At 63.9% G+C, this 22,373-nt stretch carries 18 protein-coding genes; 6 read left to right on the top strand and 12 right to left on the bottom strand.

The genetic code is table 11. The features are described from left to right. Nucleotides 1-211 precede the first annotated feature (211 nt). The 4 genes from infA to trxB form a co-directional block, all read right to left on the bottom strand. Nucleotides 212-430, bottom strand: a complete 219-nt coding sequence (gene infA / locus BVH06_RS08055) for a translation initiation factor IF-1 (RefSeq protein ID WP_002553999.1) — start codon at nt 428-430, stop codon at nt 212-214. A 142-nt stretch (nt 431-572) separates the two neighbouring features. Continuing rightward, a complete protein-coding gene (locus BVH06_RS08050; protein WP_075930294.1) occupies nt 573-1,280 on the bottom strand; it encodes an arginyltransferase in 708 nt (235 codons plus the stop codon). A gap of 69 nt (nt 1,281-1,349) precedes the next feature. Continuing rightward, nucleotides 1,350-2,042: a leucyl/phenylalanyl-tRNA--protein transferase gene (aat, locus tag BVH06_RS08045; protein WP_075933721.1), complete on the bottom strand. Its 693-nt coding sequence runs from the start codon at nt 2,040-2,042 to the stop codon at nt 1,350-1,352. 47 nt (nt 2,043-2,089) lie between these two features. After that, nucleotides 2,090-3,040 (bottom strand): thioredoxin-disulfide reductase, encoded by a 951-nt coding sequence (gene trxB / locus BVH06_RS08040; protein WP_075933720.1) that lies wholly within the window; start codon nt 3,038-3,040, stop codon nt 2,090-2,092. A 216-nt stretch (nt 3,041-3,256) separates the two neighbouring features. Between trxB and ftsK the strand changes: the two genes are divergently transcribed. From ftsK to cysG, 6 genes are all read left to right on the top strand, one after another. Further along, nucleotides 3,257-5,662 (top strand): DNA translocase FtsK, encoded by a 2,406-nt coding sequence (gene ftsK, locus BVH06_RS08035; protein ID WP_075933719.1) that lies wholly within the window; start codon nt 3,257-3,259, stop codon nt 5,660-5,662. 18 nt (nt 5,663-5,680) lie between these two features. Beyond that, complete coding sequence (gene lolA / locus BVH06_RS08030) at nt 5,681-6,307, top strand: outer membrane lipoprotein chaperone LolA (protein ID WP_075930291.1); 627 nt, start codon at nt 5,681-5,683, stop codon at nt 6,305-6,307. A gap of 6 nt (nt 6,308-6,313) precedes the next feature. Beyond that, on the top strand, nt 6,314-7,639 hold the full coding sequence (locus BVH06_RS08025; RefSeq protein ID WP_075933718.1) for a replication-associated recombination protein A: 1,326 nt from the start codon (nt 6,314-6,316) through the stop codon (nt 7,637-7,639). Then, on the top strand, nt 7,636-8,010 hold the full coding sequence (gene crcB, locus BVH06_RS08020) for a fluoride efflux transporter CrcB (RefSeq protein WP_075930289.1): 375 nt from the start codon (nt 7,636-7,638) through the stop codon (nt 8,008-8,010). Before BVH06_RS08025 ends, crcB begins: the two co-directional genes overlap by 4 nt. A gap of 16 nt (nt 8,011-8,026) precedes the next feature. Further along, nucleotides 8,027-9,304, top strand: coding sequence for a serine--tRNA ligase (gene serS, locus BVH06_RS08015; protein ID WP_075930288.1), 1,278 nt, complete (start codon nt 8,027-8,029; stop codon nt 9,302-9,304). 159 nt (nt 9,305-9,463) lie between these two features. Then, nucleotides 9,464-10,855 carry a siroheme synthase CysG gene (cysG, locus tag BVH06_RS08010; RefSeq protein ID WP_075933717.1) on the top strand — a complete coding sequence of 464 codons (1,392 nt, stop codon included), beginning with the start codon at nt 9,464-9,466 and terminating at the stop codon, nt 10,853-10,855. A gap of 59 nt (nt 10,856-10,914) precedes the next feature. On the opposite strand, the gene BVH06_RS08005 is transcribed toward cysG, so the two are convergent. From BVH06_RS08005 to BVH06_RS07970, 8 genes are all read right to left on the bottom strand, one after another. Next, nucleotides 10,915-11,916, bottom strand: coding sequence for a TRAP transporter substrate-binding protein (locus BVH06_RS08005; RefSeq protein ID WP_075930286.1), 1,002 nt, complete (start codon nt 11,914-11,916; stop codon nt 10,915-10,917). Between the two features lie 313 nt (nt 11,917-12,229). Continuing rightward, on the bottom strand, nt 12,230-13,516 hold the full coding sequence (locus BVH06_RS08000) for a glycosyltransferase family 4 protein (protein WP_075933716.1): 1,287 nt from the start codon (nt 13,514-13,516) through the stop codon (nt 12,230-12,232). A 6-nt stretch (nt 13,517-13,522) separates the two neighbouring features. Next, nucleotides 13,523-14,020: a disulfide bond formation protein B gene (locus BVH06_RS07995; RefSeq protein WP_075930284.1), complete on the bottom strand. Its 498-nt coding sequence runs from the start codon at nt 14,018-14,020 to the stop codon at nt 13,523-13,525. 109 nt (nt 14,021-14,129) lie between these two features. Then, nucleotides 14,130-14,909: a formate/nitrite transporter family protein gene (locus BVH06_RS07990; protein WP_075933715.1), complete on the bottom strand. Its 780-nt coding sequence runs from the start codon at nt 14,907-14,909 to the stop codon at nt 14,130-14,132. Between the two features lie 333 nt (nt 14,910-15,242). Continuing rightward, complete coding sequence (locus BVH06_RS07985; RefSeq protein ID WP_371915272.1) at nt 15,243-16,646, bottom strand: efflux transporter outer membrane subunit; 1,404 nt, start codon at nt 16,644-16,646, stop codon at nt 15,243-15,245. Between the two features lie 5 nt (nt 16,647-16,651). Continuing rightward, the gene (locus BVH06_RS07980) at nt 16,652-19,828 is read right to left on the bottom strand and encodes an efflux RND transporter permease subunit (protein ID WP_075930282.1); all 3,177 of its coding nucleotides are present in this window, start codon (nt 19,826-19,828) and stop codon (nt 16,652-16,654) included. Between the two features lie 100 nt (nt 19,829-19,928). Continuing rightward, nucleotides 19,929-21,149 (bottom strand): multidrug efflux RND transporter periplasmic adaptor subunit MexE, encoded by a 1,221-nt coding sequence (gene mexE / locus BVH06_RS07975; protein ID WP_075930281.1) that lies wholly within the window; start codon nt 21,147-21,149, stop codon nt 19,929-19,931. 179 nt (nt 21,150-21,328) lie between these two features. After that, nucleotides 21,329-22,246 (bottom strand): LysR family transcriptional regulator, encoded by a 918-nt coding sequence (locus BVH06_RS07970; protein WP_075930280.1) that lies wholly within the window; start codon nt 22,244-22,246, stop codon nt 21,329-21,331. Nucleotides 22,247-22,373 lie beyond the last annotated feature (127 nt).

Genomic DNA, 22,373 nt, shown 5'->3' with positions numbered 1-22,373 from the left:
TGAAAGTGCTGAGGTCGGAGAAGTTGAAGAGATCGCCGAGGTCGAGCAGTTGCTGCTGAATGGGCATAAAAAATCCGATACCAGGAGGCTGGTATCGGATTTTCTAGAAACCCCGGCTTGGACTCAAATGCTTAAGTGAACAGCATTAGGCAGAGATACCGGGCTTTTTATTGGTCACTGGAGCAGAGCAGTGAATCGTGCTCTTGCCCTGTTAGCGAGCGCGATAGGTGATGCGACCTTTGCTCAGGTCGTACGGGGTCAGCTCTACGCGAACCTTGTCACCAGTCAGAATGCGGATGTAATTCTTGCGCATCTTTCCGGAGATGTGCGCGGTAACGACGTGCCCGTTTTCCAACTCCACGCGAAACATGGTGTTGGGCAGGGTGTCGACGACAGTGCCTTCCATTTCGAAGCTGTCTTCTTTCGACATGCAGTAAAGCCCTCGGTATCCAGAGAATGGCCCGGCGCAACTGGCCCCAGGCAAAAGCGGCAAGCATTGTGCCTGAAAACAAGGGTTGACGCCAAGGGGCTGCCTCTGTTTCAGCAGCGAAAGGCCAGGAAAATCGTCGATTTCAGGTCAGAGCGACCCAGCGCTGATTGACGAATAGCTCGATGGGGCGGTACTGGGTCTTGTAGTTCATCTTCCTGCAGTTCTTGATCCAGTAGCCAAGATATACGGCCTGCAGATTCAGGCGCAGCGCTTCGCCGATTTGCCAGAGAATGGCGTAGCGACCCAGGCTGCGGCGCTCTTCGTCCGGATCGTAGAAGGTGTAGACCGCCGACAGGCCATTGGGCAATACGTCGGTCACGGCGATGGCGAGCAGCCGGCCCTGTTCGCGAAATTCGAAGAAGCAGGAGAAAGAAAGGTCGCGCACCAGAAACGTGGAGAACTGCTCACGGCTGGGCGGATACATGTCGCCGTCGGCATGACGCTGCTCGATGTAGCGCGCGTAGAGCTGATAATATTCTTCGTTGAAACAAGGCCTTACCGCACGAACCTCAAGCGACTCATTACGTTTGAGGATACGCCGCTGCTGCCGATTGGGGGCAAAGCGGGCAGCCGGAATCCGCGCCGGCACGCAGGCCGTGCAGCGCTGACAATGCGGGCGATAGAGGTGATCGCCGCTACGCCGGAAGCCCAGCTCGGAGAGCTCGGCATACATGTCCGCGTCCATCGGCTGGCTGGGGTCGAGAAACAGCGTGGTGGCCTGTTCCTCGAGCAGGTAGCTGCAGGGATGGGGTTGCGTGGCGTAGAACTTCAGGCGAGCCAGCTCAGTCATGATCGACTCCCGGGAATGGCCTGGAATCAGTGTATGCCAGTGCCGGGCTGCGAGCCAGAACGGCGCTCGTCACCGGTCGCCAGCGCCGTGCCAGTCGGCCAGGCTGGGCTGATCCAGAAAACGCTCCAGATAGCCGGCGAACGCCTGGCGGCTGATCGCGCGGGCGCCGAGGCTGTGCAGGTGCTGGGTCGGCATCTGGCAGTCGATCAGTTCGAACTGCCAGGCCTGGAGTTGCTCGACCAGGCTGGTGAAACCGACCTTTGAGGCATTGTCGGCCCGGCTGAACATCGACTCACCGAAGAACAGCCTGCCCATGGCCAGACCGTAAAGCCCGCCGACCAGTTGCTGGTCCTGCCACACCTCGACGCTATGCGCGACGCCGCGCTCGTGCAGGTCGATATAGGCCTGTTGCATGGGCGTGGTGATCCAGGTGCCATCCGCGTAGTCGCGAGGCGCCGCGCAGGCGCGTATGACATCAGTGAACGCCTGGTCGAAGGTCACCTGAAAATAACCTTGGCGGATGACTTTGCGCAGGCTGCGCGACACATGCAATTCGCTGGGAAACAGCACGGTACGCGGGTCGGGCGACCACCACAGCAGCGGCTGCCCATCCTGGTACCAGGGAAAGCAGCCGTGCCGATAGGCGGCGATCAGCCGCTCGGCGCGCAGGTCGCCGCCAGCGGCCAGCAGGCCATTGGGTTCGCGCAGCGCCTTGTCGAGCGGCGGAAAGGTCAGGGAGTCGCGTTGCAACCAGGTAAGCATTGGCGAGACCGCAGCGGGGGAGGGCGGGAGTCACCCCGCCCGGAGCCTCAGTTGTCGTCGAGGAACTTCTCGACATCCAGGGCGGCCATGCAGCCCGCACCGGCCGAGGTGATGGCCTGGCGATAGACGTGATCGGCCACGTCACCGGCGGCGAACACGCCCTCGATGCTGGTGGCCGTGGCGTTGCCTTCGCTGCCGCCCTTGACCAGCAGGTAGCCGTCACGCATTTCCAGTTGGCCTTGGAACAGGTCGGTGTTCGGCTTGTGACCGATGGCGATGAACACGCCGGCCAATGGCAGGTCGCTGGTGGTGCCGTCCTGGGTGCTGCGCAGGCGCGCGCCGGTCACGCCAGTGGTGTCGCCCAGCACTTCTTCCAGGGTGTGGTTCCAGTGCAGCTTGATATTGCCGTTGGCCGCCTTGTCGAAGATCTTGTCCTGCAGGATCTTCTCCGAGCGCAGCTTGTCGCGGCGATGCACCAGGTGCACTTCCTTGGCGATGTTGGACAGGTACAGCGCTTCTTCCACGGCGGTGTTGCCGCCGCCGATGACCGCGACCACCTGGTTGCGGTAGAAGAAACCGTCGCAGGTCGCGCAGGCGGAAACGCCCTTGCCGGCGAACGCTTCTTCGGAGGGCAGGCCCAGATACTGCGCCGAAGCGCCGGTGGCGATGATCAGCGCATCGCAAGTGTAGGTGCCGCTGTCACCCTTGAGGGTGAACGGACGGCTCTGCAACTCGGCGGTGTGGATGTGGTCGTAGATGATCTCGGTTTCGAAGCGCTCCGCGTGTTTCTGCATGCGCTCCATCAGCCCCGGTCCCGTCAGCCCTTCCACGTCACCCGGCCAGTTGTCGACCTCGGTGGTGGTGGTCAGCTGACCGCCAGGCTGAATACCGGTGATGATGACAGGCTTCAGATTGGCACGAGCGGCGTATACGGCGGCGCTGTAACCGGCCGGCCCGGAGCCCAGGATAATCAGGCGGGAATGCTTGACTTCGCTCATAAAAACACCTCATAAGCCTTTGTCACAAAAGAGAATGCATGCTCAAATTGAGCCGCACGGACGAATAGTGGCCGCTATGCTACACCGAAGCACGGGACGAGCGGGAGCCAGCCGGGCGATCGGTTCCCCAATGCACCGGCGGCATGCCGTACAATGGCGGCGTTTCGTCCTCCACCGATCATTCGGCGCGCTAAGCAGCGCAGGAACAGATGCGTTTTGAAGAACTCTAGCTCTACAGCACCGGCGCCGGCCTGGCGTCAGCAATTGCCATATCGCCTCAAAGAGGGCGCCCTGATCGCTCTCGGTGCGCTGTGTCTCTACGTGTGGATGGCGTTGCTCACCTACGACCCGGCCGATCCGGGCTGGACGCACACCAGCAACGTCGAGCAGGTGCACAACGCCGCGGGGCGAGCCGGCGCCTGGTTCGCCGATGTGCTGTTCATGGCCTTGGGCTATTTCGCCTATCTGTTTCCGCTGCTGCTGGGCATCAAGGCCCTGCAGGTGTTTCGCGCACGCCACGAGCCGTGGCACTGGAGCGGCTGGCTGTTCTCCTGGCGGCTGATCGGCCTGGTGTTTCTGGTGCTGTCCGGGGCGGCGCTGGCCTACATTCACTTCCAGAGCGGCGCCAACATGCCGGCTTCCGCCGGCGGTGCGCTGGGCGAGAGCCTCGGGCAACTGACCGTCGCAGCGCTCAACGTACAGGGCAGCACGCTGCTGTTCATTGCCCTGTTCCTGTTCGGCCTGACCGTGTTCACCGACCTGTCCTGGTTCAAGGTCATGGACCTGACCGGCAAGATCACCCTCGACCTGCTGGAACTGGTGCAGAGCGTGGTCAACCGCTGGTGGAGCTCGCGCCAGGATCGCAAACAGCTGGTCGCCCAGTTGCGGGAAGTGGACGAGCGCGTGCATGACGTCGCCGCCCCGGTGGTCAAGGACCGCCGCGAGCAGGCCAAGGTCAAGGAACGCCTGATCGAGCGTGAAGAGTCGCTCAACAAGCACATGACCGAGCGTGAAAGCCGACCGGCGCCAGTCATTTCCGCACCGATAGCGCCCAAGGCGCCGGAGCCGAGCAAGCGCGTGCAGAAGGAAAAACAGGTGCCGCTGTTCGTCGACAGCGCCGTGGAAGGCACCTTGCCGCCCATTTCCCTGCTCGACCCGGCCGAGGCCAAGAAGGTCGAGTACTCGCCCGAATCCCTGGCTGGCGTCGGCCACCTGCTGGAAATCAAGCTCAAGGAGTTCGGCGTCGAGGTCACGGTGGATTCGATCCATCCGGGCCCGGTGATCACCCGCTACGAAATCCAGCCGGCGGCCGGCGTCAAGGTCAGCCGTATCGCCAACCTGGCCAAGGACCTGGCGCGTTCGCTGGCGGTGACCAGCGTGCGCGTCGTGGAAGTGATTCCCGGCAAGACCACCGTGGGTATCGAAATTCCCAACGAGAACCGCCAGATCGTGCGCTTCTCCGAAGTGCTGTCCACCCCGGAATACGACGACGCCAAGTCGCCGGTGGCCCTGGCCCTGGGCCACGACATCGGCGGCAAGCCGGTGATCACCGACCTGGCGAAGATGCCGCACCTGCTGGTGGCCGGTACCACCGGTTCTGGTAAGTCGGTGGGCGTCAACGCGATGATCCTGTCGATCCTGTTCAAGTCGAGCCCGGAAGACGCGCGGCTGATCATGATCGACCCGAAGATGCTCGAACTGTCGATCTACGAAGGCATTCCGCACCTGCTGTGCCCGGTGGTTACCGATATGAAGGAGGCGGCCAACGCCCTGCGTTGGAGCGTTGCCGAGATGGAGCGCCGCTACAAGCTGATGTCGAAGATGGGCGTGCGCAACCTGGCGGGCTTCAACCGCAAGGTCAAGGACGCCATCGAAGCCGGCGAACCGCTGGCCGACCCGCTGTATCGCCGCGAGAGCATGGAAGACGAAGCACCGCTGCTCAAGCCGCTGCCAACCATCGTGGTCGTGGTCGACGAATTCGCCGACATGATGATGATCGTCGGCAAGAAGGTCGAAGAACTGATCGCCCGTATCGCCCAGAAAGCGCGTGCGGCTGGTATCCACCTGATTCTCGCCACCCAGCGCCCCTCGGTGGACGTGATCACCGGTCTGATCAAGGCCAACATCCCGACCCGTATGGCGTTCCAGGTATCGAGCAAGATCGACTCGCGCACCATCATCGACCAGGGCGGCGCCGAACAGCTGCTCGGCCATGGCGACATGCTCTATATGCCGCCGGGCACCAGCCTGCCGATCCGCGTGCACGGCGCCTTCGTATCCGATGACGAAGTGCACCGCGTGGTGGAAGCGTGGAAACTGCGCGGCGCACCGGATTACAACGAAGACATCCTCGCCGGCGCCGAAGAAGGCGGCGGTGGCTTCGACGGCGGCAGCGGCGGCGAGGGCGGTGAAGACAGCGAGAGTGATCCTTTGTACGACGAAGCGGTCAACTTCGTACTGGAGAGCCGTCGCGCCTCGATCTCTTCGGTGCAGCGCAAGCTGAAGATCGGCTACAACCGCGCTGCTCGCATGATCGAAGCCATGGAAATGGCCGGCGTCGTCACCCCGATGAACACCAACGGCTCGCGCGAGGTCATCGCACCTGGTTCGAGCCGCGATTAACTCCGACAGAGGATTCACATGCGCCTGATTCGCCTGATGCTGCTCGCCGTTCTCACCACGGCCAGCCTGTTCGCCCACGCTGACGACGAGGCGGCGGTCAAACGCCTGACCGAGCTGCTCAACCAGGCGCAGACCATCACCGCACGCTTTTCCCAGCTGTCGCTCGATGGCAGCGGCACTCAGCTGCAGGAAACCGCTGGCGAGCTGGCACTCAAGCGCCCGGGCCTGTTCCGCTGGCACACCGACGAGCCGATGGAGCAGCTGCTGGTTTCCGACGGCAAGCAGGTCTGGCTGTATGACCCGGACCTGGAGCAGGTCACCATTCAGTCCCTCGACCAGCGTCTGACCCACACGCCGGCGCTGCTGCTGTCCGGCGACGTGTCGCAGATTCGCGAGAACTTCGAGATCACCTTCAAGGAAGGTGGCAATGTGGTGGACTTCATCCTCAAGCCGAAGTCCAAGGACACCCTGTTCGACAGCCTGCGCCTGTCCTTCCGCAACGGCGTGCTCAACGACATGCAACTGATCGACAGCATCGGCCAGCGCACCAACATCCTGTTCATGAGCGTGAAGATGAACCAGCCTCTGGATGACAAGCAGTTCAGCTTCGAAATCCCTGAGGGTGCGGACGTCATCCAAGAGTAGGTCGTCGTGGATTTGTTTCGCAGCGCGCCCGTCGCCCAGCCTCTGGCCGCCCGTTTGCGGGCGACCACGCTGGACGAATACGTCGGTCAGGAGCACTTGCTGGCCCGCGGCAAACCGCTGCGCGAAGCCTTGGAGCTGGGCGCCCTGCATTCGATGATCTTCTGGGGCCCGCCCGGGGTCGGCAAGACAACCCTGGCGCGTCTCCTGGCCCAGGTTACCGACGCGCATTTCGAGACCATTTCCGCGGTGCTGTCCGGGGTCAAGGAAATCCGCCAGGCCGTTGAGGTCGCCCAGCAGCATGCGGCCCAGTATGGCCGGCGCACCATCCTGTTCGTCGACGAAGTGCATCGTTTCAACAAGTCCCAGCAGGACGCCTTTCTGCCCTATGTCGAAGACGGCACGCTGATCTTCATCGGTGCGACCACCGAAAACCCGTCCTTCGAACTCAACAACGCCTTGCTGTCCCGCGCCCGCGTCTATGTGCTCAAGAGCCTCGACGACGCTGCGCTGCGCAAGCTGGTAAACCGCGCCCTGAACGAGCCCAAAGGGCTTGGCGAGCGCCACCTGACGCTGCCGGAAGAAAGCTTCGAGATTCTGAAGAGCGCCGCGGACGGTGACGGCCGGCGATTTCTCAATTTCCTCGAGAACGCGGCGGACCTGGCCGATGACGGCGGCGAGATCAGCACCGAGCTGCTGCTCGACCTGCTTGGCGACACGCGTAGGCGTTTCGACAAGGGCGGTGAGGCGTTCTACGACCAGATCTCCGCGCTGCACAAATCGATTCGCGGATCCAGCCCGGACGGTGCGCTGTACTGGTTCGCACGCATGCTCGACGGTGGCTGCGATCCGTTGTACATCGCCCGCCGTGTGGTGCGCATGGCCAGCGAGGATATCGGCAACGCCGACCCGCGCGCCCTGACCCTGTGCCTGAACGCCTGGGACGTGCAGGAACGCCTGGGCAGCCCCGAGGGCGAGCTGGCCGTGGCACAGGCCATCGTCTACCTGGCCTGTGCGCCGAAGAGCAACGCCGTATACATGGCCTTCAAGGCCGCCAAGCGCGATATCGCCGAAAATGGCTCCCGGGAAGTGCCGCTGCACCTGCGCAACGCACCGACCAAACTGATGAAGGAGCTCGGCTACGGCGATGAATACCGCTACGCCCACGACGAGCCCGATGCCTATGCGGCAGGCGAAGACTACTTCCCGGAAGACCTCGAACCGCGGCGCTATTACGAACCGGTGCCGCGCGGTCTGGAATTGAAAATTCGCGACAAGCTGGCCCATCTGGCCAATCAGGATGCCAACAGCCCCCGGCAGCGGAGAAAGCCATGATCACGACCATCGTCGCGGTTGCCGTCGGCGGCGCCCTGGGCACCCTGGCGCGGTTTTTCACTGGCAACTGGGTCAACGCCAACTGGCCACAGCATTTTTATGGCGCCACCTTGATCGTCAACCTCGTCGGCTGCCTGCTGATCGGGGTACTCTACGGCCTGTTCCTGATGCGCCCCGAGGTGCCGCTGCCCGTTCGGGCAGGGCTGATCGTCGGCGTGCTGGGCGGTTTCACCACATTTTCTTCGTTTTCCCTGGACACCCTGCGCCTGCTGGAAGGCAGCCAGGCGCCACTGGCCCTGGCCTATGTGGCAGTGAGTGTCCTGGGCGGCCTGCTCGCCACCTGGGCAGGCCTTTCGCTAACCAAACTCTGATCGACGAGAACCTGAAATGCTCGACTCCAAACTGGTGCGCAGCCAACTGCACGAAATTGCCCAGCGTCTGGCCACCCGTGGCTATGAACTGGACGTGACCCGCGTCGAAGCCCTCGAGGCGCAGCGCAAGTCCGTTCAGACCCGCACCGAGCAACTGCAGGCCGAGCGCAACAGTCGATCCAAGTCCATCGGCCAGGCCAAGCAGCGCGGTGAAGACATCGCGCCGCTGCTGGCCGATGTCGACCGCATGGGCAACGAGCTGGAAGAGGGCAAGCGCGAACTGGACGCCATCCAGGTCGAACTGGATAACCTGCTGCTGAGCATCCCCAACCTGCCGCATGAGTCGGTGCCGGTGGGCGCCGATGAAGACGACAACGTCGAGGTGCGTCGCTGGGGTACGCCGCGTGCTTTCGATTTCGCCGTGCAGGATCACGTCAGCCTTGGCGAGCAGCACGGCTGGCTGGATTTCGAAACCGCCGCCAAGCTGTCCGGCGCGCGCTTCGCCCTGCTGCGTGGCCCGATCGCCCGCCTGCACCGCGCCCTGGCGCAGTTCATGATCAACCTGCACACCGCCGAGCATGGTTACGAAGAAGCCTACACGCCGTACCTGGTGCAGGCGCCTGCGCTGCAGGGCACCGGCCAGTTGCCGAAGTTCGAGGAAGACCTGTTCAAGATCAGCCGCGAAGGCGAAGCCGACTTCTACCTGATCCCGACCGCCGAGGTGTCGCTGACCAACATCGTTGCCGGCGAGATCGTCGAGGCCAAGCAACTGCCGTTGAAGTTCGTCGCCCACACGCCGTGCTTCCGCAGCGAGGCAGGTGCATCGGGGCGTGACACCCGTGGGATGATTCGCCAGCACCAGTTCGACAAGGTCGAGATGGTTCACGTGGTCGAGCCGGGCAAGTCTTTCGACGCCCTGGAAGAGCTGACCGGCCACGCCGAGAAAGTGCTGCAATTGCTCGAACTGCCGTACCGCGTCCTCGCGCTGTGCACCGGCGACATGGGTTTCAGCGCCACCAAGACCTACGACCTGGAAGTCTGGGTACCAAGCCAGGACAAGTACCGCGAGATCTCCTCGTGCTCAAACTGTGGCGACTTCCAGGCACGCCGTATGCAGGCCCGTTATCGCAACCCGGAAACCGGCAAGCCCGAGCTGCTGCACACCCTCAACGGCTCCGGCCTCGCGGTGGGCCGTACCCTGGTGGCCGTGCTGGAGAACTACCAGCAGGCCGACGGCACCATCCGCGTACCGGACGTGCTGAAGCCGTACATGGGTGGCATCGAGGTCATCTGAAGCGGCTTGGGCGCTCGACTGAGCGCCCGGCCGTTACAGCGGTGGGCCAATAGAGCGTCGCTACGCGCCCCTGCCCACCTTACCAACCAGGCCCCGAGCTTCGTCTCGGGGTCGCCATTTTCAATGTCGCTGCCGTGAGCGACTGAAGCGGGACTCGCTATGGACTTCCTTCCCCTGTTCCACAAATTGCAGAACCGCCGCGTGCTGGTGGTAGGCGGTGGCGAAATCGCCTTGCGCAAGGCGCGGCTGCTGGCCGATGCCGGCGGCACGCTGCGGGTGGTGTCGCCCGACGTGGTCAGCGAATTGCGTGACCTCGTCGAGCAAGGGGCAGGGGAGTTGCTGCTGCGTGGCTACGAGGCAGGCGACCTGCAGGGCGTGTCGCTGGTCATCGCGGCGACCGACGACGTGCCCCTCAATGCGCAGATCTCCGAGCAGGCCCAGGCCCTCGGCATTCCCGTCAACGTGGTCGATGCGCCGGCGCTGTGCAGCGTGATCTTCCCGGCCATCGTCGACCGCTCGCCGCTGATCGTCGCGGTCAGCAGCGGTGGCGATGCCCCGGTGCTGGCTCGCCTGATTCGCGCCAAGATCGAAACCTGGATCCCGGCCACCTATGGCCAGTTGGCCGGCTTGGCGAAGATCTTCCGTGCCCAGGTCAAGAACCTGTTCCCGGACGTACAGCAGCGCCGCGTCTTCTGGGAAGACGTATTCCAGGGCCCGGTGGCCGAGAGCGCATTCGCCGGCAAGCTCGGTGAAGCTCGCCGCCTGCTCGAAGACAAGATCAACGGCGCGGCGCCCCAGGCGCTGGGCGAGGTGTACCTGGTCGGCGCCGGCCCCGGCGATCCCGATCTGCTGACCTTCCGCGCGCTGCGCCTGATGCAGCAGGCCGACGTGGTGCTCTACGACCGCCTGGTCGCCCCGGCCATCGTCGAGCTGTGCCGCCGTGACGCCGAACGCATCTACGTGGGCAAGCGCCGCGCCGATCACGCCGTGCCCCAGGAGCAGATCAACCAGCGCCTGATCGACCTGGCCAAGGCCGGCAAGCGCGTTTTGCGCCTAAAGGGCGGCGACCCGTTCATCTTCGGCCGTGGCGGCGAGGAGATCGAGCAACTGGCGGCCCACGGCATTCCGTTCCAGGTAGTGCCAGGCATCACCGCGGCCAGCGGCTGTTCAGCCTACGCCGGCATTCCGCTGACGCATCGCGATCATGCCCAGTCGGTACGTTTCGTCACCGGCCACCTGAAGGACGGCAGCGCCGATCTGCCTTGGCAGGAACTGGTGGCCTCCAGCCAGACCCTGGTGTTCTACATGGGCCTGGTCGGCCTGCCGACCATCTGCCAGCAACTGGTCGCCCACGGCCGTGCTGCCAGCACGCCAGCAGCGCTGATCCAGCAGGGCACCACGGAAAATCAGCGGGTATTCACCGGCACCCTGGCCAACCTGCCGGATCTGGTGGCGCAGCATGAAGTGCATGCGCCAACCCTGGTGATCGTCGGGGAAGTGGTGCTGCTACGCGAGAAGCTGGCCTGGTTCGAAGGGGCGCAGCACACCTGAGCCTGGGAGCAAAAACGAAGAGGCCCGCATAACGCGGGCCTCTTTCGTTTGTGGAACGATCAATCGTGGCGCTTGCGGTTCACTACCTGAGCGGCCTTGATCACGTCGCTGCCGATCTCGGCTTCGAACTGCTGCCACACCGGCTGCATCGCGTCGCGCCAGGCCTGGCGCTGTTCCGGGGTGAGGCTGATGATCTGGCTCTTGCCGGAGGCTTCGATGCGGCGGCGATCGGCCTGGTTAGCTTCTTCGGCCTGGCGGTTCACCGCATAGGTGACCTCGTCGATGATCGCTTCCAGCTCGGTGCGGATCTGGTGAGGAATGGCGTACCAGAAGCGCGCGTTGCTGATCAGCATGTAGTCGAGCACGCCGTGGTTGGTTTCGGTGATGAACGGCTGCACCTCGTGCAGGCGCTGGCTGTAAATGTTCGACCAGGGGTTTTCAGCGCCCTGTACCTGACCGCTCTGCAGGCCCTTGTAGACCTCGGCGAAGGGCATCTTCACCGCGGTCGCACCCAGCTGGGCGAACTGGGCATCGAGCACCTTGGAATTCTGGATACGGAAGTTCAGGCCGGCAGCGTCCCCTGGCAGGCGCAGGGCCTTGGTCGCTGACATCTGTTTCATGCCGTTGTGCCAATAGGCCAGGCCGACGATGTTCTGATCTTCCATCGAGCGCAGCAGCTGACGCCCCTTGGCGCGCTTCTGGAAACGATTGACGGCTTCCAGGTCATCGAACATGAACGGCAGGTCGAACACCTGCAATTGCTTGGTGTACTGGTCGAACTTGGCCAGCGACGGCGCGAGCATCTGCACCTCGTTGTTGCGCAGGGCCTCGAGCTCGTTGGCATCGCCATACAGCGACGAATTGGGGTAGACCTCCACCCGCACCTTGCCTTCCAGACGCTGATCGACCAGGCGCTGGAACATCAGGGCGCCCTGGCCCTTGGGCGTGTCGTCCGCCACCACATGGGAAAGCTTGATCACCAGCGTGCTTTCCTGGGCGACGGCGGCGTAGGAGGTGAGCGTCAGGGCGCAGACGGCCGCGACAGCGATCTTTTTCAGCATGTGGATGACCTTATTCTTGTCGACTGTTTTTTACGGTCGGACGCCGGTTGGCAGTAGCGCCCGTGGGTACCGCTTAGGATTGTAGGCGAAGTCTACTGCAATGCTGGCGCCATATATGTGACAGCCGTCCTAGGCTCTGCGCGAAAAGTACCTACGCTCGGTGATGCTTCGTTAAAAATCGACTCGGACTGCTCATTTACAGCTCGTAAACTCCGCGTCCTCGTCGATTTTTGCCTCGCCTGACCTTCGCTCGGAGACTTTTCGCGCAGAACCTGCTGCGCAATGATCTAGCAAAATGCCAGCTTGCGTCAGGTCAGCCGCCGCGTGCGTTCTTGGCGGCGATCCACTGGGACATGTACTGGGTGCTCTTGTGCTGGTGGTGACGCAGCATGGCGCCGACGAAGTTCAGCTGGCGATGCTGCTCGCGCGTCTCCAATAACTGCTCCAGCCTGGTGAGCAGTTCGGCGCCGAGCCGCGGGCGATCGAAGCGCTGCTGCAGCAGCGGCGCGATGTGGCTACGCGCTTGCGACCACGTCGCCGGGTCTTCATGAAGCTGCACGGCCGCCTCGGCAAAGGCCAAGGCGTCGTCGCTCACGTGCCCCGGCCATGGCAGCTCGCCGTGCATGCCTTCGCTGCCGATACGGGTGGTCACGCTGGGCGTGCCGCAGGCCATGGCATCGGCCAGCTTGCCCTTGATGCCCGCACCGAAACGCAGGGGCGCCAGGCAGACCCGGGCCTGGGCCATCACCCGATGCGCGTCGTCGACCCAGCCCAACACGTGAAAGCCCTGCCTGGGGTTGTGCAGCGCCGTGGCCTTGGGGGGCGGGTAGGCGCCGTAGACGTGCAGCTGCGCCTGGGGCAAGCGTGCGCGAATCAGCGGCCATAAGGCGTGCTTGAGCCACAACACGGCGTCCCAGTTGGGCGCATGGCGGAAATTGCCGATGCTCAGGAAATGCGCACGCTCGGCGAAGGGCAGGTCGGCCAGCACAGGCGGGATCAGCATCAGCGCGCAGTCGTGCAAGAGGCTCGCCGGCACGCCGAACTGTTCCTGCAGCAGGTGCATCTCGAACGCGGAGATCATCAGCGTCAGGTCGCAGCGGTAGATCGACGCCACTTCGCGCTGGGCCATGTCGCCGGTCGCCATGGCCGCGTACAGCTGCTGCGGGGATGCCTGTACGGGCCCGACCTGATGCCGCTGGGTTTCGTTGTCGCAGGCCTGCTGGCTGGCCTTGAGCAAAGCGTGGCGGGCGTCGCGCAGACAATGCAGGTCACTGGTGTCGAGCACCCGCAGCGCCGTTGGCCAGGCCCGCTCCACACGCCAGCCGAACTGTTCCTCGGTGAAGAAACGGTCGAACAGCACCAGATCCGGTTGCAAGCTCGCGACATAGCGATCGAAGCTGTCGCAGTTCAGGGCGACGGCGACTTCCTCGATCGCAAGCGTGGCCAGGTCGGCACGATGGGTGGACAATGCCGCAGCGCTGGCGAAGGTGACCTGCCAGCCCTGGCTGCGAAACACCCCGAGCAGTTCCAGCATGCGGCTGCCAGCGGCAGACGAACGCGGCTCCGGCCACACGTAGCCGAGCACCAGTACCTTGCGCATAAGGGCTCAGCGCGTGCCGCGGATGCTGCGCCACAGGGTGACGAGTACCAGCACGAACAGCGCGGCGATGCTCGCCAGTGTCCAGGCGGTGAACGGCACACCGAGAATCTTGTAGTCGTTCATGCCGCATACGCCGCCGCTCATGAACACGCCAGGCCAGTATTCGTGCAGAGGCAGCTGCTGGTAGTAGAACGGGAAGGGCGAGCAACTGCTGCTTTCCATGATACCCAGTTCGATCAGCGTGACGTGGGCATTGTCGATCAGCGCCATGCCGCTGGCAGCGAGCAGCAGGGGCCACAGCAGTACCGACAGCCAGGTCTGGCGGGCTGCCGAGGCGGCGCTCAGCAGCAGGGCGATGACGGCGGTCAGGCATAGCCACAGGCGGATCTGCACGCACAGGGTGCAGGGCTCCCAACCGAATACATGCTGGGCAATCAGGGCACCGGCGAGCATCAGGACGCTGGCCAGGGCGATCAGCAGCAACAGCGGGGCGGGGCGGGACATGCAATTCTCCAGGAGCGAAGGCCTACGGTGGCAAGGTGCCGTTTGTACCGGAAGGCGCCCTGAACGGCAATCGTGGATTGCGATGAAAACAATCAGGTTGTCACGAGTATCATTGCGCCGGTTCGATGTTCGGCTGCAGCGACAGGTAATAGGCCAGGCCGACGAATACCGAACCGCCGATCATGTTGCCGAGGAACACCGGCACGAAGTTGGCGAAGTAGGTTGCCCAGCCCATTTCGCCGTTGAGGATGGCCATGGGCAGAACGAACATGTTGGCCACCACGTGCTGGAAACCGATGGCAACGAAGGCCATCACCGGGAACCACATGGCGAGAATCTTTCCGGCCACCTGTTGGCTCGACAGGCCCAGCCAGATGCCCAGGCACACCAGCCAGTTGCAGCCGATGGCGGATACGAAAGCATGCATGAATCCCGCATTGGCCTTGGCATGGGCGATGGCCAGGGTCTTATCCAAAATCGGCCCTTCGATCACGCCGAGAAAATGGCCGAATGCCAGGGCGACGAAAAAGGCCCCGACGAAATTGGCCAGGGTCACCCAGAACCAGTTGCGCAGCAGCGCCGCCGCGCCGATCTGCCGCGAAAACAAGGCCATGGACAGGTACATCATGTTGCCGGTGAGCAGTTCACCGCCGGCCAGTACGACGAGAATCAACCCCAGGGGAAACACCATCGCGCCCAGCAACGTGGCCAGGCTTTCCCACTCTGCAGGGATCAGAGCAGTGATACGGATATCCAGGAGAAAACCAAGCGCGATGAAGGCGCCAGCAAGGAAACCAAGAATCAGCACGCTGGGCAGCGGCATGCGACTTTTGCGCACGCCGGTATGAATGACCAGCACGGCGATTTGTTGCGGGGTGTTGACGGACATCGGCAAAGAATCCCGGGCTAGAGCCAGAGCGAAGGGGCGCGCAGTTTATGTTCTTGATTTTTGCCCAACAACACAAAAATTGTTAATTGTCAACATCTATTGATCAATAGATGGCGTCACTTGGCACTGAAATCGTTCCCCACGCTCCGTGCCCGCTATCGAGCGCTGCGGAGCGCTTAGGTGCGCAAAGCGGAGCGTCGATGGCTGCATTTCCACGCAGAGCGCGGGATCGGTAACCGCGGGAGCCATCCACAACCCGAAAAAAACCCCGCACTCGAACTCGAGTGGCGGGGCATCAGGGGCCTGCGAACCGGCCATGTAGGGAAAAGGCGTTCAGGAGGCCGGCTGCCAACCGCCACCCAGGGCCTTGTAGATGGCGACGATGCCCTGATACAGCTCGACCTCGGCCTGGGCCTGGCTGTCTTCGGCGGCCAGGCGTTCGCGTTCGGCGTCGAGCAGCACGAGGAAATCAGCGCTGCCTTCGCGGTACTGCAGGGCGGCCTGGGCTGCGGCGGCGCGGCTGGCCTCGGACTGGCGCACCAGCGACAGCAGACGCTGCTGGCGTTTGCCGTAGTCGCTGAAGGCGTTCTCCGATTCCTCAAGGGCCAGCAGCACCTGCTGCTCGTAACTCGCCAGGGCGCCGTCGGCATCCGCTTCGGCGCCGCGCAGGCGGGCCCTGACGCTGCCAAGGTCGAACGCGGCCCAACTGATGGTTGGCGCCACGCCCCAGGCGCGCGCTGCCGAGGAGCCGAGCTGCGAGCCGCGGCCGGCGGTAAAGCCGAGGAAGCCGGACAGGCTGACCCGCGGGAACAGATCCGCCGTGGCCACGCCGACCTGGGCGGTAGCCGCCGCCAGCTCGCGTTCGGCGGCGCGCACGTCCGGCCGGCGACGCAGCAGCTCGCCCGGGTCACCGATCGGCAGTGCCTTGGCAATGGCCGGCAGCGGGCGCGGCGCCAAGTCCACGCTGAGTTGCTCCGGGCGTTGGCCGAGCAGGGTGGCAATGCGGTTGCGCGCCCGCACCTGCTGCGCCTGCAGTTGCGGCAGCGTCGCTTCGGTGGCCGCCAGGCGGGCGTCGGAGCGCAGCACGTCCAGCTCGCTGCCCATACCGACTTCGCGGCGACGCTCGATGATGTCCCGAGACGACTGCTGGTTCTGCAGATCGGAGCGGGCGATGCCTTCGCGCAACTGCGCTCCACGCAAGGTGCCGTAGGCGTCGACCAGTTCGGCGATCAGGCTGACCTGCAGCTGCTGATAGTCGGCCTGGGCCACTTCGATCTGCGCCTCGCTGGCTTCCAGCTGGCGCTGGATGCGACCGAACAGATCGAGCTCCCAGGCCATGTCCAGGCCCAGGTCATAACGCTCGGCATTGACCCGCTGCTCGGTCACGCCGGGCTGCTGGGCCTTGCCGATTTCGCTGCTGGCCCGGCTGGTCACGGTGGGCAGACGGTCGTTAGCGACGTCGTCGCGAATCGACCGGGCAGCGCGCAGCCGGGCGTAGGCCACGCGCAGCTCGCGGTTGTTCTGCAGCGACTGATCGACCAGTTGATTCAGGGTCGGGTCGTCGAACTGTTGCCACCACTGCGCTTCGAAGCGGGCGGTGTCGTAGCGGCCCTGGGCCGCTTGCGCCGACACCACGGTGGCATCCTGCGGCGCCTGGTAGTCCGGGCCGACCGCGCAGGCGCTGATGGCCAGCGCCAGGGCTGAGATCAGCAGCGTGCGTGGCACCAAGTGAGTCATCGAATTCATGCCTGGGCCTCCTGCAGACGGGCCTGTTGTTTGCGCGCCTGGCGTTTTTCCACGAAGGCGCGAATCAGTACGTAGAACACCGGGGTGAGCAGCAGGCCGAAGAAGGTCACGCCGAGCATGCCGCTGAATACCGCGACGCCCATGGCATGGCGCATTTCCGCGCCGGCGCCGCTGGACAGCACCAGCGGGACCACGCCCATGATGAAGGCGAAGCTGGTCATCAGGATCGGCCGCAGACGCAGGCGGCAGGCTTCCAGCACCGCGGCGACGCGATCCAGGCCGTGCTCCTGCTGTTCCTTGGCGAACTCGACGATCAGAATCGCGTTCTTGCATGCCAGGCCAACCAATACGATCAGGCCGATCTGGGTGAAGATGTTGTTGTCGCCGCCGGACAGGATCACCCCGGTAATGGCCGACAGCAGCACCGTCGGTACGATCAGGATCACCGCCAGCGGCAGGCTCCAGCTCTCGTACTGGGCGGCCAGCACCAGGAAGGCCAGCAGCACGCAAAGTGGGAACACGAACAGCGCGGTGTTGCCGGCGAGGATCTGCTGATAGGTCAGCTCGGTCCACTCGTAGCTCATGCCGTTGGGCAGTTCTTCCTTGAGCAGCTTGGCCATCGCCGCTTCGGCCTGGCCGGAGCTGTAGCCGGGAGCTGCGGCGCCGTTGATCTCGGCGGTGATGAAGCCGTTGTAGTGCATCACCCGGTCGGGGCCGGAGCTGTCGCTGACCTTGACGAAGGTCGACAGCGGGATCATCTCGCCACGGTTGTTGCGTACCTTCAGCTGGCCGATCTGCTCGGCGTCCAGGCGGAAGCGCTGGTCGGCCTGCACGTTGACCTGGTAGGTACGGCCAAAACGGTTGAAGTCGTTGGCGTACAGCGAGCCGAGGTAGACCTGCATGGTGTCGAAGATGTCATCGATGGCCACGCCGTGGGTCTTGGCCTTCTCGCGGTCGAGGTTGGCTTCCACCTGGGGCACGTTGACCTGATAGCTGGTGAACAACCCGGCCAGCTCCGGCACGTTCTGGCTCTTGGCGATGATGTTCTGGGTCTGCTTGTAAAGCTCTTCGTACCCCAGGCTGCCACGGTCCTGCAGCTGCACGCGGAAGCCGCCGATGGTGCCCAGGCCCATCACCGGCGGTGGCGGGAAGATGGCGATGTAGGCCTCCTGAATGCTGGAGAACTGGCCGTTGAGGTCGGCGGCAATGGCGTTGGCGCTCAGCGATGCGTCCTTGCGCTGATCGAAATCCTTGAGGGTGACGAACACGATGCCGCTGTTCGGGCTGTTGGTGAAGCCATTGATCGACAGGCCCGGGAACGACACGGTGTTTTCCACGCCAGGGTGCTTGGCGGCGATGTCCGACATGCGCTTGATCACCGCTTCGCTGCGGTCCAGGCTGGCGGCGTCCGGCAACTGGGCGAAGGCCACCAGGTACTGCTTGTCCTGGGGCGGTACGAAGCCGGTCGGGGTGCTGGAAAAGCCCATATAGGTCAGCCCCATGAGGCCCGCGTAGACGATCAGGGCGATGCCGCTGCCGCGTACCACACGGCGCACGGTGCCGACGTAGCCATGGCTGGCCCGTTCGAACACGCGGTTGAAGGGGTTGAACAGCCAGCGCCCGAACAAACGGTCGAGCACCACCGAGAAGCGGTCCTTGGGCTCGTGATGACCTTTGAGCAATACGGCGGCCAAGGCCGGCGACAGGGTCAGCGAGTTGAAGGCGGAGATCACCGTGGAGATGGCGATGGTCAGCGCGAACTGCTGATAGAACTGCCCGGTGAGGCCGGAGATGAACGCGGTCGGCACGAACACGGCGCAGAGCACCAGGGCGGTGGCGACGATCGGCCCGGTGACTTCCTTCATGGCCTGGCGGGTCGCCTCCAGCGGCGTCTTGCCGAGGCCGATGTTGCGTTCGACGTTCTCCACCACGACGATGGCGTCATCCACCACGATACCGATGGCCAATACCAGCCCGAACAACGACAGGGCGTTGAGCGAGAAGCCGAACATGTGCATGACCGCGAAGGTGCCGATCAGCGACACCGGCACGGCGGCCAGGGGGATGATCGAGGCGCGCCAGGTCTGCAGGAACAGGATCACCACCAGCACTACCAGCACGATGGCTTCGAGCAGTGTGTGCACCACCGCTTCGATGGAACCGCGCACAAAGATGGTCGGGTCGTAGACGATTTCGTAATCCACGCCTTCCGGGAAGCTCTGCTTGAGCTCGGCCATGCGCTCGCGCACCGCATCGGAAATGGCGATGGCGTTGGAGCCCGGGCGCTGGAAGATCGGCATGGCCACGGCGGGCTTGTTGTTGAGCAGCGAACGCAGGGCGTATTGCTTGGAGCCCAGTTCGATGCGGGCGATGTCCTTGAGGCGGGTGATCTCGCCGTTCTCGCCGGCGCGCACCACGATGTTCTCGAACTCTTCCTCGTTGACCAGACGGCCCTGGGTATTGATCGACAGCTGGAAGCTGTTGTCGCTGGCCGCCGGTGGCGCGCCCAGGGAGCCGGCCGCCACCTGGCGGTTCTGCTCGCGGATGGCGTTGACCACATCGGTGGCGGTCAGCCCGCGGGAGGCGACCTTGTCCGGGTCCAGCCACACGCGCATCGAGTAGTCACCGAGACCGAACAGTTGCACGTCGCCGACGCCATCGAGACGAGCCAGCTCGTCCTTGATGTTCAACGACGCGTAGTTGGACAGGTAGAGCATGTCGTAGGCGTCGTTGGGCGAGGTCAGGTGCACGACCATGGTCATGTCAGACGACGCCTTGTCGACCGTCACGCCGAGGCGCTGCACTTCCGTGGGCAACGTCGGCATGGTGCGGGTGACGCGGTTCTGCACCTGCACCTGGGCGGTATCCAGGTTGGTGCCCAGGGCGAAGGTGATGGTCAGCGTCATGCGCCCGTCGTTGGTCGCCTGGGACGACATGTAGAGCATGCCCTCGACGCCGACGATGGCCTGTTCGAGCGGCGAAGCCACGGTTTCGCCGATCACCTTGGGGTTGGCGCCGGGGAAGTCGGCACGCACCACCACGGTGGGCGGCACCACTTCCGGGTATTCGCTGATCGGCAGCTGGAACAGCGAGATGGCACCGCCGATCAGGATGATCAGCGAGAGCACGGCGGCGAAGATCGGCCGCTGGATGAAGAACTGCGAGAAGTTCATCGTTAATGTCCTTTTGATGCGGGCACAGCCCAGCCTGCCCACGCCATGGGCGGCGCGAGCAGGTTCTCGGGTAGGAAATGGGAGAGGGCGAGGCCCGGTGTTACTTGAGGCTGACCTTCAGGGGTTCGTCATTGCGCGCCGAGGCTACGGCCTTGCGCTGCTTTTCCAGCGTCGCCAGGGTTTTCTCGTCGGCCATCGGCACGCTCTGCGGGTCCACGGTGCTACCCGGTATCGCGCGCTGCAGGCCGTTGACCACCACGCGGTCGCCCTTGGCCAGACCACTGCGGACAATGCGCAGCCCCTCGAGCTTGGGCCCCAGCTCCACGGAGCGATAGGCCACGGTGTTGTTGTCAGCGAGCACCAGCACGAACTTCTTGCCCAGGTCGGTACCGACGGCGACGTCCTGGATCAGCATGGCGTCGTAGGTGTCGCTGCCCACCAGCTTCAGGCGCGCATACAGGCCCGGGGTGAAGGTGCCGTCACGGTTGTCGAACACGGCGCGGCCGCGGATTGTTCCGGTGCGCGGGTTGACCTGGTTGTCGAGGAAGTCCAGCTGGCCCAGATGCGGGTTGCCGGCCTCGTTGGACAGGCCCAGGTACACCGGGCTCTTGCTACGGCTGTCATGGCCGGCCTTGCGAGCCAGCTCGGTGTACTTGAGGAAGGCGCGCTCGTCGGCGTCGAAGTAGGCGTACACCTTGTCGGTGGACACCAGCGAGGTGAGCAGCGATTCGCTAGCGGTCACCAGGTTGCCGGCGGTCACTTCGGCACGGCTGACGCGGCCATCGATGGGCGCGATGACGCGGGTGAAGCTGAGGTTCAGGCGGGCGTTGTCGAGTTCGGCCTGGATGCCGGCCACGGCGGCCTGGGCTTCCTGTGCCGCGCTTTTACGGGCATCGGCCAGCTCGGTGGAGATCGCATTGCCTTCACGCAGGCGTTCACCACGCTGGGCTTCGCTGCTGGCCCGTACCTGATTGGAGCGGGCTTGTTGCAACTGGGCCTCGAGGCGTTTGACTTCGGCCTGGAACGGGCGCGGGTCGATCTGGAACAGCAGGTCGCCTTTCTTCACCAGTGCGCCTTCGGTGAAGCTCACCTTGTCGATGAAGCCGGACACCCGCGGGCGTATCTGCACTGATTCCGGCGCCTCGAGGCGGCCGGTGAACTCGTCCCACTCGTTGAGGGGCTGTTCGATGACTTCGGCCACGCTGACCTTGGGGGTAGGCATCTGCTGTGCGGTTTCCTGGCTCTTGCCACAGGCGGCCAGTACGAGCGCTGCGGTTAGGGCCAGGGGGAATTGCCAGAGCCTTGGGTTGGACTGTTCCATGATTTCGATCCGCCAAGAGGAGAGGGAAGTGATGGAGGCGGAGTCTGGTCGCTGCAACATCCGGGAACGAATCGAACGCCACGAAGATAGATATCATCGAGAATGATGATATTACCCGTTGGAATATAAATAGAGAGCTACCTATCTATTTAATCTAGACCTGTCGGCAGGCGTAAGGGCTATTCCAAGCTGTCCGGATCACCGAAGAACATCTGGATGCGCGAGCGCAGCCAGCGCTCGGCCGGGTCGTTGTCCTGAGCGCCGCGCCAGGCCATGGACATCTCGAAGCTGTTGCTCTCGAACGGCAGGTCTTCGGCGCGCAGGCCGCCGGCGGCGGTAAGCGTGGCAGCGGTGTAGTCGGGCACCACGGCGATCAGGTCGGTGCCGGACAGCAAGGTGCCCAGGCCGTTGAACTGCGGCACGGCGAGCACCACTTTGCGGGTGCGGTCGAAACGCGCCAACTGGTCATCGATGAAGCCATTGAGGTCGCCGGCGAACGACACCATGGCGTGGGGGCGAGCGCAGTATTCGTCGAGGCTGAGCTTGCCGGGGATCGCATCGGCGCGCAGCAGCTTCGGTTTGCTGCGGCGCAGGGTCTTGCGCTTGGCGTTGGCCGGCAGTTCCTCGGTGTAACTGACGCCTACGGAGATTTCCCCGGAAGCGAGCAGGTTGGGCATCAGCAGGTAGTTGGCGCGGCGCACCACCAGCACCACATTGGGCGCTTCGGAGCGCAGGCGCCGCAGCAGCGCGGGAAGCAGGGCAAACTCGACATCGTCCGACAGGCCGACCCGGAACACCGCGGTGCTGGTGGCCGGGTCGAACTCGGAAGCGCGGCTGACCGCGGTGGAGATCGAGTCCAGCGCTGGCGAGAGCAGGGCGAAGATTTCCTGCGCGCGCGCGGTGGGCTCCATGCTGCGCCCGGTACGCACGAACAGCGGGTCATCGAACAGGTTGCGCAGGCGCGACAACGCCGCGCTGATCGCCGGCTGGCCAAGAAACAGTTTCTCTGCCGCACGGGTCACGCTGCGCTCGTGCATCAGCGTTTCGAACACGATCAGCAGGTTGAGATCGAGACGTCGCAGGTCGTTGCGGTTCATCCGGGTTCCAAATGTGCGGGCTTGCCAGAGCGGGACGCTAGTGAGAGCCTTGTGCGCCAATAGTACGAGCACTTGAGCGCATTGGGAAAGACACCGGTAAGATTGGCATATCCACACGTTCCGCCGG

Origin of the sequence: Pseudomonas sp. PA27(2017) (genome assembly GCF_001945445.1) — a bacterium.
Classification (GTDB): Bacteria; Pseudomonadota; Gammaproteobacteria; order Pseudomonadales; family Pseudomonadaceae; genus Aquipseudomonas.
This window is presented reverse-complemented; position numbering and strand designations above follow the sequence as displayed.

Bases quoted from the DNA above. Each gene is read 5' to 3' on its own strand.
- infA (WP_002553999.1), bottom strand. From the start codon at position 430: ATGTCGAAAGAAGACAGCTTCGAAATGGAAGGCACTGTCGTCGACACC.
- BVH06_RS08050 (WP_075930294.1), bottom strand. From the start codon at position 1,280: ATGACTGAGCTGGCTCGCCTGAAGTTCTACGCCACGCAACCCCATCCC.
- aat (WP_075933721.1), bottom strand. From the start codon at position 2,042: ATGCTTACCTGGTTGCAACGCGACTCCCTGACCTTTCCGCCGCTCGAC.
- trxB (WP_075933720.1), bottom strand. From the start codon at position 3,040: ATGAGCGAAGTCAAGCATTCCCGCCTGATTATCCTGGGCTCCGGGCCG.
- lolA (WP_075930291.1), top strand. From the start codon at position 5,681: ATGCGCCTGATTCGCCTGATGCTGCTCGCCGTTCTCACCACGGCCAGC.
- crcB (WP_075930289.1), top strand. From the start codon at position 7,636: ATGATCACGACCATCGTCGCGGTTGCCGTCGGCGGCGCCCTGGGCACC.
- serS (WP_075930288.1), top strand. From the start codon at position 8,027: ATGCTCGACTCCAAACTGGTGCGCAGCCAACTGCACGAAATTGCCCAG.
- cysG (WP_075933717.1), top strand. From the start codon at position 9,464: ATGGACTTCCTTCCCCTGTTCCACAAATTGCAGAACCGCCGCGTGCTG.
- BVH06_RS08005 (WP_075930286.1), bottom strand. From the start codon at position 11,916: ATGCTGAAAAAGATCGCTGTCGCGGCCGTCTGCGCCCTGACGCTCACC.
- BVH06_RS08000 (WP_075933716.1), bottom strand. From the start codon at position 13,516: ATGCGCAAGGTACTGGTGCTCGGCTACGTGTGGCCGGAGCCGCGTTCG.
- BVH06_RS07995 (WP_075930284.1), bottom strand. From the start codon at position 14,020: ATGTCCCGCCCCGCCCCGCTGTTGCTGCTGATCGCCCTGGCCAGCGTC.
- BVH06_RS07990 (WP_075933715.1), bottom strand. From the start codon at position 14,909: ATGTCCGTCAACACCCCGCAACAAATCGCCGTGCTGGTCATTCATACC.
- BVH06_RS07985 (WP_371915272.1), bottom strand. From the start codon at position 16,646: ATGACTCACTTGGTGCCACGCACGCTGCTGATCTCAGCCCTGGCGCTG.
- BVH06_RS07980 (WP_075930282.1), bottom strand. From the start codon at position 19,828: ATGAACTTCTCGCAGTTCTTCATCCAGCGGCCGATCTTCGCCGCCGTG.
- mexE (WP_075930281.1), bottom strand. From the start codon at position 21,149: ATGGAACAGTCCAACCCAAGGCTCTGGCAATTCCCCCTGGCCCTAACC.
- BVH06_RS07970 (WP_075930280.1), bottom strand. From the start codon at position 22,246: ATGAACCGCAACGACCTGCGACGTCTCGATCTCAACCTGCTGATCGTG.